At 70.8% G+C, this 12,741-nt stretch carries 13 protein-coding genes; 3 read left to right on the forward strand and 10 right to left on the reverse strand.

Features of this window, described 5'->3' with window-relative positions:
- Window positions 1-113: 113 nt before the first annotated feature.
- A complete protein-coding gene (locus OHN19_RS14145) occupies window positions 114-2,165 on the forward strand; it encodes a putative Ig domain-containing protein (RefSeq protein WP_330264534.1) in 2,052 nt (683 codons plus the stop codon).
- A gap of 51 nt (window positions 2,166-2,216) precedes the next feature.
- A complete protein-coding gene (locus OHN19_RS14150) occupies window positions 2,217-2,693 on the forward strand; it encodes a hypothetical protein (protein ID WP_330264535.1) in 477 nt (158 codons plus the stop codon).
- Here the strand turns inward: OHN19_RS14150 and OHN19_RS14155 are convergent.
- Window positions 2,660-2,797 carry a hypothetical protein gene (locus tag OHN19_RS14155; protein WP_330264536.1) on the reverse strand — a complete coding sequence of 46 codons (138 nt, stop codon included), beginning with the start codon at window positions 2,795-2,797 and terminating at the stop codon, window positions 2,660-2,662. The genes OHN19_RS14150 and OHN19_RS14155 overlap by 34 nt on opposite strands.
- A gap of 125 nt (window positions 2,798-2,922) precedes the next feature.
- On the opposite strand from OHN19_RS14155, the gene OHN19_RS14160 reads away from it, so the two are divergent.
- Window positions 2,923-3,888 (forward strand): helix-turn-helix domain-containing protein, encoded by a 966-nt coding sequence (locus OHN19_RS14160; RefSeq protein WP_330264537.1) that lies wholly within the window; start codon window positions 2,923-2,925, stop codon window positions 3,886-3,888.
- Window positions 3,889-3,892: 4 nt separating this feature from the next.
- On the opposite strand, the gene OHN19_RS14165 is transcribed toward OHN19_RS14160, so the two are convergent.
- The 9 genes from OHN19_RS14165 to sigR all read right to left on the reverse strand — a co-directional run bounded on the left by OHN19_RS14165 (window position 3,893) and on the right by sigR (window position 12,535).
- On the reverse strand, window positions 3,893-5,263 hold the full coding sequence (locus OHN19_RS14165) for a cytochrome P450 (RefSeq protein WP_330264538.1): 1,371 nt from the start codon (window positions 5,261-5,263) through the stop codon (window positions 3,893-3,895).
- Complete coding sequence (gene cyc1 / locus OHN19_RS14170; protein ID WP_391191284.1) at window positions 5,260-6,354, reverse strand: epi-isozizaene synthase; 1,095 nt, start codon at window positions 6,352-6,354, stop codon at window positions 5,260-5,262. Before cyc1 ends, OHN19_RS14165 begins: the two co-directional genes overlap by 4 nt.
- 279 nt (window positions 6,355-6,633) lie before the next feature.
- On the reverse strand, window positions 6,634-7,284 hold the full coding sequence (gene def / locus OHN19_RS14175) for a peptide deformylase (RefSeq protein ID WP_123762969.1): 651 nt from the start codon (window positions 7,282-7,284) through the stop codon (window positions 6,634-6,636).
- A gap of 58 nt (window positions 7,285-7,342) precedes the next feature.
- On the reverse strand, window positions 7,343-8,323 hold the full coding sequence (locus OHN19_RS14180; protein ID WP_020119821.1) for a tetratricopeptide repeat protein: 981 nt from the start codon (window positions 8,321-8,323) through the stop codon (window positions 7,343-7,345).
- 104 nt (window positions 8,324-8,427) lie between these two features.
- Window positions 8,428-9,684: an HD-GYP domain-containing protein gene (locus tag OHN19_RS14185; RefSeq protein WP_330264539.1), complete on the reverse strand. Its 1,257-nt coding sequence runs from the start codon at window positions 9,682-9,684 to the stop codon at window positions 8,428-8,430.
- On the reverse strand, window positions 9,681-10,997 hold the full coding sequence (locus OHN19_RS14190) for an HD-GYP domain-containing protein (RefSeq protein WP_330264540.1): 1,317 nt from the start codon (window positions 10,995-10,997) through the stop codon (window positions 9,681-9,683). Before OHN19_RS14190 ends, OHN19_RS14185 begins: the two co-directional genes overlap by 4 nt.
- A 234-nt stretch (window positions 10,998-11,231) precedes the next feature.
- The gene (locus OHN19_RS14195) at window positions 11,232-11,498 is read right to left on the reverse strand and encodes a roadblock/LC7 domain-containing protein (protein WP_330269608.1); all 267 of its coding nucleotides are present in this window, start codon (window positions 11,496-11,498) and stop codon (window positions 11,232-11,234) included.
- 45 nt (window positions 11,499-11,543) lie between these two features.
- Complete coding sequence (gene rsrA, locus OHN19_RS14200) at window positions 11,544-11,855, reverse strand: mycothiol system anti-sigma-R factor (protein ID WP_330264541.1); 312 nt, start codon at window positions 11,853-11,855, stop codon at window positions 11,544-11,546.
- Window positions 11,852-12,535, reverse strand: coding sequence for an RNA polymerase sigma factor SigR (gene sigR / locus OHN19_RS14205; protein ID WP_330264542.1), 684 nt, complete (start codon window positions 12,533-12,535; stop codon window positions 11,852-11,854). Before sigR ends, rsrA begins: the two co-directional genes overlap by 4 nt.
- Window positions 12,536-12,741 lie beyond the last annotated feature (206 nt).

Below are 12,741 nucleotides of genomic sequence, written 5' to 3' on the forward strand. Positions count from 1 at the left end.
CGCCTTCACGTGGGCCGCTAGCTTCTGGCACGTCATGCTCATGACTGCGTGATCTGCCGCCGCTACGCGCGTCACGGGCCTGCCTGTAACCCCACCGATGGAGGCAGTACCCCATGCGTGAAACGCCCCGACGGAGCCTGCGAAGACTCCTGACCACCGCGATACCCGCCCTCGCGCTCGCCCTCGCCGGATTCGCGGCCGCCCCGGCCCACGCGACACCGGCGACCACCCACACCTCGCGGGTGGCCCAGAACGCCACCGCCCTCACCTCCCCCGCCCGGCAGACCTTCCACACCACCGGCAAGGCCGGCCAGAAGGTGCCGACCACCCATCTGTGCGCGACGGCGGCACCCGGCCAGGCCTCCTGTTTCGCCCAGCGCCGCACCGACATCAAGCAGCGGCTGGCCACCGCGCTGGCCTCCGCCGCCGCGACCCCCTCCGGACTCAGCCCGGCCAACCTGCACAGCGCCTACAACCTGCCCTCGACCGGCGGCTCCGGCCTGACGGTCGCCGTGGTCGACGCGTACAACGACCCCAACGCCGAGTCGGACCTGGCCACTTACCGCTCGCAGTACGGCCTCTCCGCCTGCACCAAGGCCAACGGCTGCTTCAAGCAGGTCAGCCAGACCGGCTCCACCACCTCGCTGCCCAGCAACGACACCGGCTGGGCCGGTGAAGAGGCGCTGGACATCGACATGGTCAGCGCGGTCTGCCCGAACTGCAACATCATCCTCGTCGAGGCCAACTCGGCCAACGACTCCGACCTCGGCATCGCCGAGAACGAGGCCGTGTCCCTGGGCGCCAAGTTCGTCTCCAACAGCTGGGGCGGCGACGAGGCCTCCTCCCAGACCAGCGAGGACACCTCGTACTTCAAGCACCCCGGTGTCGCCATCACCGTCTCCGCCGGTGACTCCGCCTACGGCGCCGAGTACCCGGCGACCTCCCAGTACGTGACGGCGGTCGGCGGTACGGCGCTGTCGACGTCCTCCAACTCCCGCGGCTGGACCGAGTCGGTGTGGAAGACCAGCTCCACCGAGGGCACCGGCTCGGGCTGCTCCGCGTACGACCCGAAGCCCACCTGGCAGACCGACACGGGCTGCTCCAAGCGCATGGAGGCCGACGTCTCCGCGGTCGCCGACCCGGCCACCGGCGTCGCGGTCTACGACACCTACGGCGGCTCCGGCTGGGCGGTCTACGGCGGCACCAGCGCCTCCGCCCCGATCATCGCCGGTGTGTACGCCCTCGCGGGCACTCCGGGTTCGAGCGACTACCCGGCGAAGTACCCCTACTCCCACACCGGCAACCTGTACGACGTCACCAGCGGCAACAACGGCTCCTGCTCCCCGTCGTACTTCTGCACCGCGACCACCGGCTACGACGGCCCGACCGGCTGGGGCACCCCCAACGGCACCACCGCCTTCACCGCCGGCACCACCACCGGCAACACGGTGACCGTCACCAACCCGGGCAGTCAGTCGACCACCACCGGCGGTACCGCCAGTCTCCAGATCAGCGCGACCGACAGCGCCGGGGCGGCCCTGACCTACAGCGCGACCGGCCTGCCGACGGGGCTGTCGATCAGCAGCTCGACCGGCAAGATCACGGGTACGGCGTCCACCGCGGGCACCTACCAGGTCACCGTCACCGCGAAGGACTCGACCGGCGCCTCCGGCTCGGCCTCCTTCACCTGGACCGTGGGGTCGTCCAGCAGCACCTGCACCTCGGCCCAGCTGCTCGGCAACCCCGGCTTCGAGTCGGGCAGCACCACCTGGACCTCCTCCAGCGGCGTCATCACCAACGCCACCGGCGAGTCGGCGCACGCCGGCTCCTACTACGCCTGGCTGGACGGCTACGGGTCGAGCCACACCGACACGCTCTCCCAGTCGGTGACCGTCCCGAGCGGGTGCAAGGCGACCTTCACCTTCTACCTGCACATCGACACCAAGGAGACCGGCAGCACCGCCTACGACAAGCTGACGGTCACCGCCGGTTCGACCACCCTGGCCACCTACTCCAACGTCAACGCGGCCTCCGGCTACGTCCAGAAGTCCTTCGACCTCTCCTCGTACGCCGGCTCCACCGTCGCCCTGAAGTTCAGCGGCGTGGAGGACTCCTCGCTCCAGACCAGCTTCGTCATCGACGACACCGCCGTGACGACCAGCTGACCCGGATCCAGGAGTAGGTGTCGTACGTCCAAGGGGGGAGAGGAGATCCCCATGCGCCGTACGACCCACCGCACGACCCTCGCCCTCGCCGCACTGACCCTGCTGGCGGGGGCGGGATGCGGCACCCGGGCAGGAAGCGACGGGGGTGACGGCACCACCGTGTCGCCGTCACCCCCGCCGTCGTCCCCCTCGGCGTCCGCATCGCCGTCACCCGGCTGTACGTCCGTCCCCGAGCTCGGCGTCTCCGACAGTGGCGCCACGGTCTGTCTGGCCGTGGGCGACACGGTCCGGCTGAGCCTGGACGGGACGAAGAGCCGCCCCTGGAACCCGGTCACCGTCAAGGGCACCGGTCTGGAGCCCGTCAACAGCGGCTTCGTGCTCCAGCCCGGCGACGCGAACGCGGCGTACAAGGCGGTCTCGGCGGGACAGGTGCGACTGACGTCGTCGCGCCCCCTGTGCGCCACCGAGACCGGCAAGGTCTCCTGCAAGGGCATTCAGGAGTGGTGGGTCACCGTGGTGGTGAAGTAGCGCCGCTGCGCCTGCCGGATCTGACGGTCGACGCGCTTGTCGTGCACGATCCCGATCACGGACGGGAGCACCAGCAGAGCGAGGATTCCGAGAACAATCAGCATTCCGATCAGTCCTTCTGTCTGCGCTGAAGTCATGTCACTACTGTCGCGCCCCAGACTCCTGACAAACAGTGGCAGGACTGCCGCACACCCTCGATTTACTGCCAAGCCTGAGGCACACTGGCGGCATGCTGACGAACGTGGCCGCCGTCGTCCTGGACGGTGTGAATCCCTTCGAGCTCGGTGTCGTGTGCGAGGTCTTCGGCACCGACCGCAGCGATGACGGACTGCCGGTGTACGACTTCGCGGTGGCCTCGGCCGAGGGCCCCACGCTGACCTCGCGCTCGGGCTTCTCCCTGCACGTCGAGCACGGCCTGGAGCGGCTGGAGTCGGCCGACCTGATCGCCGTGCCGGCCGGCGCCTGCTACGAGTCGCGGGAGTTCCCGCCCGAGCTGCTGGAGGCCCTGCGGCGCGGGGTCGAGCGCGGCGCCCGGGTGCTCAGCGTGTGCTCCGGCGTGTTCGTGCTGGCCGCCGCCGGGCTGCTCGACGGCCGGCGCTCCGCCGTGCACTGGAAGCATGTGGACGAGCTGACCCGGGCGTACCCCCGGCTGACCGTCGAGCCCGACGTCCTGTACGTCGACGAGGGGCCGGTGATCACCTCGGCGGGCACCGCCGCCGGCATCGACGCCTGTCTGCACATCGTGCGCACGGAGCAGGGCCCCGAGGTCGCCAACAAGATCGCCCGGCGGATGGTCGTACCCCCGCACCGGGACGGCGGTCAGGCCCAGTACATCGAGCGGCCGCTGCCCGCGTCGAAGTGCGACACCGTGGGCGAGGTGCTGGTGTGGATGGAGCGGCACCTCGACGAGGACGTCACCGTCGAGCAGCTGGCCGAGCGCGCGCTGATGTCCCCGCGCACCTTCGCCCGCCGCTTCCAGCAGGAGACGGGGACGACTCCCTACCGCTGGATCCTGCGCCAGCGGGTGCTGCTGGCCCAGCGGCTGCTGGAGGCGACGGACGAGACGGTGGACGCGATCGCGGGCCGAACGGGGTTCGGCACCGCGGCCGCGCTGCGCCACCAGTTCCTGCGGGCGGTGGGCACCACCCCGAACGCCTACCGGCGCACCTTCCAGGGCCCGGAGGCGGCCGCCTGAGGCGTCACCTGAGCACCGGCCGCACCATGAGCCGGTTCGGCCGCAGGGTGATGCCGGGGCGGGGGGTGTCGTCGGAGCCGGCCACCTGCTCGAAGCGGTACTTCCGGGCCAGCGCCGCCGTGAGCAGCGTCAGCTGGGCCATCGAGAAGTGGTCGCTGGGGCACTTCCGGTTGCCCGTGCTGAACGGGCTCATGGCGTGTTTCGGAACGGCCTTGGCGCGTTCCGGACTCCAGCGCAACGGGTCGAACTCCGCGCTGTCGTCGAAGGACTTCGCGTCCCGCTGGATCGCGTAGGGACTGTAGACGATGTCGGACCCGGCCGGAATGCGATAGCCACCGAGTTCGGTGTCGCGTACCGCCCGCCGCGTCAATATCCATACCGCGGGCCACAAACGCATGGTCTCGACCACCAGATAGTTCGTGTACGTGAGCGACCGTACGTCCTCGAATGCCACGGGACGCCCTCCGGTGACGGATTCGACTTCCGCGCACACCCGGTCGGCGTGTTCCGGGTGTTCGGCGAGCACCTGAAGCAGCCACATGATCGTGGACGCGACGGTTTCCCCGCCGGGGGTGAGTATCGCGACGACCTGGTCGTGGATCTCCTGTTCCCCGATGGGATCGCCATTCGCGTCCTTCGCCGTCAGCAATGCCGTCAGCAAATCGTCCGGCTTTTGACCGGATGCCCGGCGTTCGGCGATGATCTCGTCGACCACGAGATGCAGATCGGCGAGCGCCCGGTTGAATGCGCGGTTGGCCGGGAGGGGCAGCTTGTACAGCGGCCCCGCGGGTATCACCATCCGCCGGTACATGCCCCGGAAGACGGTCGTGAGCGCGACGCACAGCCGCTCGGCGCGCTCGTCCATGTAGTCGCCGCGCAGCAGGCACCGGGCCGCGATGCGCACGGCGACCCGGAAGGACTCCAGGGTGGCGTCGACCGTCTCACCGGGCTGCCAGCGCTCGGCCAGCGCCTGCGCCTCCTCCTCCATGACGGGCCCGTACGCCGGTATCGCGTCGAGCCGGAACGCGGGCTGGATGGTGCGCCGTTGACGCCGGTGCTGCGGGCCGTTGGCGGTGGCCACGCCCTCCTTGCCGACCAGCCCCTCCAGGGATTCCCAGAGCGGACCGGCGATGATGAAGTCGGGGTTGAGCGCCACCGCTCCGGTCAGTTCCGGGGTGGTGGGCGCGTACACCGTCTTGGGGCCGAGCCTGAGGCGTACGACGTCGCCGTAGGCCCGGAGCCCGGACAGGAAGGTCAGCGGGTCGCGCGCGAGCCGGAGACCGTGCCCGAGGAGGGGCACCCGGCTGCCGGCGATCGGCGGCTCACCGGGCTCGGGAGCCACCGTGGCTTCGGGTTTCACGGATTCGACGGTCATTTCTCACCTGCCGCTTCGTTGTTGACGTACGGGGGCGTGGACCGGTCGTCCCAGCTGTCGACCATGTAACGGCCGGACTCGTGGTGGAACCAGTAGACGGTGCTGAACCAGTTGCGCATATTGCCGACGCAGGCCCGGACGGCCCCGCTCAGCTCTTTTCCGCGCGCGGTGCCGTCGTCGAGACCGAGGGCGAACTGGAGGGCGTCGGCCTCGGCCACGAGGAATGCGTCCACGCATTTCGCGACCAGCCGCCGCATTTCCCGGATCGCCTCTTCGAGGGTCAGTCCCTCGTGGTGGATGAGACTGATTCCGAGATTGTGCACCTCGTCGCCCGCGATTTCCTTGGGGAGCGAACACAGGTCGTTGTACCAGGCGGCGAACTCCTGACTGAGCAGAGCGGCCCGCCGGTAGGACGGATGTTTCCTTATGCGGTCCGGGAGTTCGCATCCCGCACCGGCCTCCAGGAGGTCCGTCCAGATCCAGTGGGCGAAAGTGAGGCGGCGCAGTGCCAGGTATTCCTGGACCGGGGGAACGACCCCCTCGACACGATTGTGGAATTCCCGGTCGTAGGCCTCGATCACGGCGTGGAAGTGCCGGGCGAACCGGGTGTTCCACGTCGGCGGCAGGAACGAGTACAGCCGCGTGAGGGTGTCCGCGAAGGCGGCGACCAGCGGATCCTGGTGGCGCAGATGGGTCCGCGGCGAGTCGAGCGCCGCGTGCAGCCGGCGCCTCAACCGCCGCCAGGCCGTCGGGCGGTGGTGGACGATGTCACGGTCGTGCCGGTCGTCCCAGACGAAGAACCACGCACTGAAGTCCGCTATCGCCTGGAGCACCTCGTCGGGGGCACCGAGGTAGTACCCCGCCATGAGGTCCGTGTAGCACAGTCCGTCGGCATATTCCGCCACCGCGGCGGCCGGCATGAGCCGTTTTTCGAGAAGCCAGGTGCGGGTGTTCTCCTGGAGCCTGGGCCAATACGGATGCAGTTGCCTGGGAAACGCTGCCTCGATCACCGGGAGAGAGAGTGACGGTGGAACCGCGATCGCCGTCGGCGACGGCGCCGACGACGTGATGCTGTGTTGGAAAGCAGGCACGAACAAACCCCTTCCAGCCGCCAGTTGACGCACACCCTCCGCTGAACCGGGCGTGCGCCGTTGCGTATCCCCGCACTTCCCATTCAGCACCACAACTGACCGTTTTGAGAACGGATTTGCTTCGTTCACTACCCCACGATGCCGAGATTCTCCCCGCACGTGACCTGAATCGGATCACTGCGTGAGCACATCCGATCGAACGTGCGACGCACATGCGAACGGCGCCTGTTGAGGGAGTGCTCCCTGAACAGGCGCCGTGCGGACGGGCGTTGTGCGACGTCAGTCGTTCGCGACCACGGGGTACCGGGGCTCGTTCTCGGCCATCTGCCGCAGCGCGTCCTTGCGTTCGCGCTTGGAGAGCCGGTCGATGTAGAGGTAGCCGTACAGGTGGTCGGTCTCGTGCTGGAGGCAGCGGGCGAAGTAGCCGGTGCCGCGGACCTTGATCGGGTTGCCCTTCTCGTCCTGCCCGGTGACCTCGGCGTAGTCGGGGCGGGCGAGCGGCGCGTAGGCGGTAGGCACCGAGAGGCAGCCCTCGTTGCTCTCGTCCAGCTGGCGCCGGTCGGCGGGCAGGTCCACGAGCTTCGGGTTGCAGACGACACCCACATGCCGCTTGCCCTCGTCGTCCTGGCAGTCGTACACGAAGACCTTCAGGTCGACGCCGATCTGGTTGGCGGCGAGGCCGACGCCCTCGGCGGTGCGCTGGCTGGCGAACATGTCCGCGACCAGCTGGTCGAGCTCCGCGCCGAACTCGGTGACGTCCTTGCACTCCTTGTGCAGCACGGGGTTCCCGACGACGGTGATGGGCCGCGAGGTGCCGCGCTCACGCCAGGCGTTCTCCCGCTCCTCGGTCTCCTCGGTGTCGATGACGAACCCGTCGTCGTCGACGGGGAGCACGCCCGCGTGCTGCTGATCGGTGTCCTGCTGGGCCATGACCTACGGATGCCTTCCTGGAAAACTGGGATTCAGTGCTAAAGGGTACGGCGATGTGTCAGCAGACCTCTTCGAGGTCACGCCAGTCCCGCGAATCAGGGCTGTCGGCAACCCACCCGTCCAGCAGCCCCCGTACCAGCGAGGCGGGCGCCGCGACACCGCACTCCCGCTCCGGCACCCACAACTGCCCGTCCGTGCGATGCCCCAGCGGCCCGGGATGCCCCGGCTCGCTGTGGTCGTGCGGATCGAGATGCTCCCCGTCGCCCTCGTCGGACGGCATCCGCGACTCGGAGCACATCCGGCACAGCAGCCGTACGGAGGAGGACCAGTCCTCGGCAGCGAACCCGGCGTCGGCCGCGAGCTGCTCCAGCGCGTCCCGGTCCGCCTCGGTGGCCGCCTCCAGCAGCACCACCCAGGTCGGCACCGGCGAAGGCGCCCACAGCTCGATCTCGTCGAACACGGGATAGGCATGGCCGGACGCGGTGGTCCGCTCGCCGTGCGGTACCCCGTCGTGCAGCACGACCTCGCCCCAGCGCCGCCCCGAGGACGGCAACGGAATGGACAGCACCTCGATGCGGGCGGGGTCCAGCCGCCGCCCCCACACGACCTCGGCCTCCCCTTCCGGGGACAGCCGTACGGCGGCACTGCCCAGGTCCATCCCCAGCGGCTCACCCGAAGCCGTGGCGCCGCCCGGCACCCGCAGCCCGTACGCCTGCCAGGCCCGCCGGGCCAGCGGCCAGTCCTGGAGCGCGGTCGCGGCGATGCCGACGTTCCACCAGTCGGGCGCCCCGGTCTCCCGGTCGAGCAGCGCGACGGCACGAAGGCCCGCCGCCCGCGCCTGCTCCCAGTCGTGCCGGAACTTGTGCAGCAGGGCGAGGTTGAACCAGGACTCGGACAGCCACGGCTCCAGGTCCGCGGCACGTGTCAGCAGCGCGCCCGCGTCCTCGTACCGGCCGTCGCCGATCAGCGTGAACGCACGGTCCGTGGCCTGCCGCCAGGAGGCGGAGGGCCGGTGCCGTCCCTTGCCGAAGATCCTCACGATTCCCGCCTGCCAGTTCCGTCGAGTGGGCTGGCTGTGCCCCCGGACACCCGCTCTCTCGCATCCAACCACGTGTCGTCGGAAGGGCGCTCATTACCCATGGGTTACCCCGTCACAGGCGAGGTCAGACAGTCTCTCGACAGCACCCTGGCCAGCGCCTCCACGACCTCCGGAGCGTAGTCCCCCGCGGTGCCCAGGCGCAGCTCCTCGAGCGCGGTCAGGGGCCCGCCGGGTCCGGCGTCCCGGGCCTTCTCCTCGTACGCGTTCACCGCCCGCACGATCCGCGCGGCCGTCGGCTGCTCCCCGCAGGGGTCCGCCTGCCGTTCCACGACCACCGCGACGGCCGCGTCCACGCCCGTCTGCCGTACGACGGCCCCGCCGAGCAGGGCGATCCGGCGCTGTTCGGCGACCGGCAGCCCGGCGGTGGCGCCCGCGGGCACCGGGTCGACGAGGCTGAGCTGGCCGATGTCGTGCATGAGGGCCGCGTACTCCAGGACGGTGAGCTCGGGCCGGGAAAGGCCCAGGTCACGGCCGACCTCCCGGCTGAGCGCGGCGACCCGGCGCGCGTGTCCGGCCGGGGTGTAGCCGGCGATCTCGGTGGCGCGGGCGAGGGAGGCGATGGTCTGCCGGTTGGTGGCGCGGACGGCGGCGTACCGGCGGACGGCGAGCTGGGTGAGCAGCAGCGGCACCGAGAAGACGGGCAGCGCCCACAGCCCCGCGACGGCCACCGCGAGCGCCATCACGGCCCCGGTGGCGACCACGGCGGACCCGATGCCGAGCAGCGCCCGCAGCTCGTCCCTGAGCAGCGGGGCGAAGGGCCAGCGGGTGCGCGAGTGGGCGAGCGCGGCGGCGAGCACGGCGTCGCACAGCGCGGTGAGGGAGAGCAGCGCGAGCAGGAGCAGGGCGTAGGCGGGGCCGCCCCAGTGCGTGAACGTGCCCTGGTTGTACAGGGGTTGGAAGCACACGGCGGCGAACCCGACGGTGAGCACCCGGCGGGCCGACTGGTCGGCGGTGGGGCCCTGACCGCGTGCGACGTGCGGCACGCTGCCGACGAGGGAGGCGGCGAGGACGACGGTCACGACCTGGGCGGCGCCGTGATGGGTGGGCGCGCCCGCGTTCTCCCCGAGCAGGGCGTACGACAGCGCCCCGGCGGCCCCGAGCGGCGCGGCCTCCCGGACATGGGGACCGCTGCGCCGGTTGAGCTCCCCGAGCGCGACCAGCACCCCGAAGGCGAGAGCCGTGCCGCGCTCCTCCAGTCCGGTCCAGAGGGTGCAGGACAGGGAGCCGAGGGCGAGGAGAGCGGCGGAGGTGTGGACGAGGGTGAGGAGCGGCGACCGGCGGGCTGCGCCGGGGGCGCTCACCGGCGTGCCCCCGACCGCCCCGGGACGGTCGGCCGGGGACGCGGCACACCGGCCTCGTCCGTCTCGTCGGCCGTGACCGCGGGATGCCAGCCGTGCCGGGACAGGGCGCGGACGAGGGCCGTCACCATTCGTGGGTCGAACTGGCTGCCCGCGCACCGCTCCAGCTCCTCCAGCGCGGCGCCGACCGGCCGGGCCCGGCGGTAGGAGCGGGTGGAGGTCATGGCGTCGAAGGCGTCGGCGACGGCCACCACCCGCGCGGACTCCGGGATCTGAGTGCCCATCAGCCCGTACGGGTAGCCGCTCCCGTCCAGCCGCTCATGGTGATGGAGCACGGCGGCCCGGGCCTCCCCGAGGAAGGAGATGCCGCGCACCATCTCGTGCCCGTACTCGGGATGCAGCTCGATGACCCGGCGTTCCTCCGGCGTCAGCGGGCCGTCCTTGCGGAGCAGCCGCGTCGGCACCCCGAGCTTGCCCACGTCGTGCAGGATCCCGGCGAACCGCAGCACTTCGGTCCGGGTGTCGTCCATGCCGAGCTCCCGCGCGATCATCATCGACGCCTGCCCGACCCGTTCGCTGTGCCCGCGCGTGTACTCGTCCTTGATGTCGACGGCCTGCACGAGGGCCCGGATGGTGGCCTGGTGCGCGGCCCGCTCCCGGTGGTACTGGGCGAACACCCACCAGGACACGCACATCGGCAGCAGCACCAGCAGGGCCGCCACGGGTCCGTAGGGGCTGCGCCACAGCACCGCCATCATGAGCCCGGCCAGGCCGTGGACGGCGAGCGGGGCGAGGGAGCGGAGAAAGAGACCGCGCCAGGCCCGCCGTACGGGAATCCGGTCGGCGAGGGCCAGGACGCCGCCGTCCAGCAGGCTCAGCACCAGACAGCAGACGAGCACCGCGGCCCCGGCCGGGACCAGCGCGTACGGGAAGTCGGAGGCCGCGACCGCGTCCCGGCCGCCCAGCGCCCCGTGCACCCGGGCGGCCGCCCACACCCCGACGGCGAGCTGCGCGGCCCGCCAGACGCGCCGCAGCCACCGCGGGCGCTGCTCGACGGAGGACAGCAATGCCCCCGGCAGGGCCACGAGGGCGGCGGCGGGGGGCGGCAGCAGGAAGGCGCCGGCGAGCAGGACCGGGTGGAAGGTGCCGGCGAACCGCCACCGGGCGGCGGCCCGCTCGCATCCGGCGTACAGCGCGGCGAGCAGGGGGGCCTCCCACCAGGGGGTGTGGACGGCGGGCAGCGGCAGCAGACAGAGCAGTGCGGCTACGGCGACACAGGCGACGTACGCACGCGCGCGTGCCGGTACCGCCTCCACGCCAACGCCCTCCCCGGCCGCGCCTGTTCCGGCTCCGGAGCCTAGAACGAGGTGCGGGCCGCGGGTGCCGCTATGGGGGAATCTGCGAGCATATGGCAGCAGGATTAGCCCGATCGGGTGATCTGCGAGCGGGTGTTCCCGAGGGCGATTGTGCGGTTCGTACGGTGACCGGGCGGAGGCGGGCCCGTGCTTGCGGGGCGTGCTTGCCGCGCGTGCTCGCGGGGCGTGGCTGCGTCAGTGGGGGACGTCCGCGGCGAGCACCTTGCCGAGTTCCTCCACGACGGCGGGCGACTCGCGCTGGAGGGCGGCCAGGTCGAGGCCCTCGTCGCAGATCAGGGTGAGCAGCGCGCGGGCGCCGACGGCCGTGACGACGACATGTCCCGTACCGCCCCGCACGACCACCTCGCGCAGCGGTCCCGCACCGCCCTGGTCGGCCATGCGGCGACCGACGCCGAGGGTCGCAGCGGCGAGTGCGGCGACAGAACGGCCTGGAGATCTGATCCCGCGGTACTCCGCGGGATCCGGTGGCTCGGCGGCCGGTGGCGCTCAGGACTCCTGCGGTGCCGCCGGCGAGGCCGCCACGTCGTGCTCGGGCACCGTCTGCCCGGAGCGGATCAGGTCGAGCCGCCCCAGGACCTTGGCGCGCAGGTCGGTCGGCACGTCGTCATGACCGCAGCACCGCTTGACGAGCTTCTTCACGGCCTCTTCGAGCCCGTACTTCTCCAGGCACGGCGAGCACTCCGTGAAGTGCTGCTTGAACTTGGCGCGGTCGACGTCCGGCATCTCACTGTCGAGGAACTCGTAGAGATGGTCCAGGACTTCAGAGCAGTCCGTCTCGTGCGGCTCTCCGCAGCTCATGAGCCCGAGCCTTTCGCTTCGTTCGACTCCCCTGCACCGGCCGGGACGAGCCCGCGCTCACGGGCGTAGTCCTCGAGCATGCCGCGCAGTTGACGGCGGCCGCGGTGCAGGCGGGACATCACCGTACCGATGGGTGTCCCCATGATGTCCGCGATCTCCTTGTACGCAAAGCCCTCTACGTCGGCGAGATAGACGGCGATGCGGAATTCCTCGGGGATCGCCTGGAGTGCTTCCTTCACGTCCGAGTCGGGCAGGTGGTCGAGCGCCTGCGACTCGGCGGAGCGCAGACCGGTCGACATGTGCGACTCGGCGCGGGCGAGCTGCCAGTCCTCGATCTCCTCGGCCGCGGAGCGCTGGGGTTCGCGCTGCTTCTTGCGGTACGAGTTGATGAACGTGTTGGTGAGGATCCGGTACAGCCACGCCTTGAGGTTGGTGCCCTCACGGAACTGGTGGAAGGACGCGTACGCCTTGGCGTACGTCTCCTGCACCAGGTCCTCGGCGTCGGCCGGGTTGCGCGTCATGCGCAGAGCGGCCGAGTACATCTGGTCGAGGAATTCGAGCGCGTCCCGCTCGAAGCGCGCGGTGCGCTCCGCAGTGGACTCCGTGCTCGTGCCCTGGCCCTCGGGCTGCTCCGCCTCGCCGTTGTCGGTCCCTGCGTCGATCCCAGTGACCGGACCCACCTCCTCAAGATTCCGGGCAGCACCGAAACCGGTGCCACCGGAATTGGAGGATAGACGACTACCCGTCCCGGCCGCCCCTCGAATCGGGGTGGTCTTGGCCGCATGCAGTACCGTCCAGTCCAGGTCAGCACGGCTGCTGCGGCTCGGGCAGAAGGTCGAACCCATGCGGCGGACTTCCTCTCCACGGCGGTCAGTGCTGGGTGTTC

Origin of the sequence: Streptomyces griseorubiginosus (genome assembly GCF_036345115.1) — a bacterium.
In the GTDB taxonomy this organism is placed as follows: Bacteria; Actinomycetota; Actinomycetes; order Streptomycetales; family Streptomycetaceae; genus Streptomyces; species Streptomyces griseorubiginosus_C.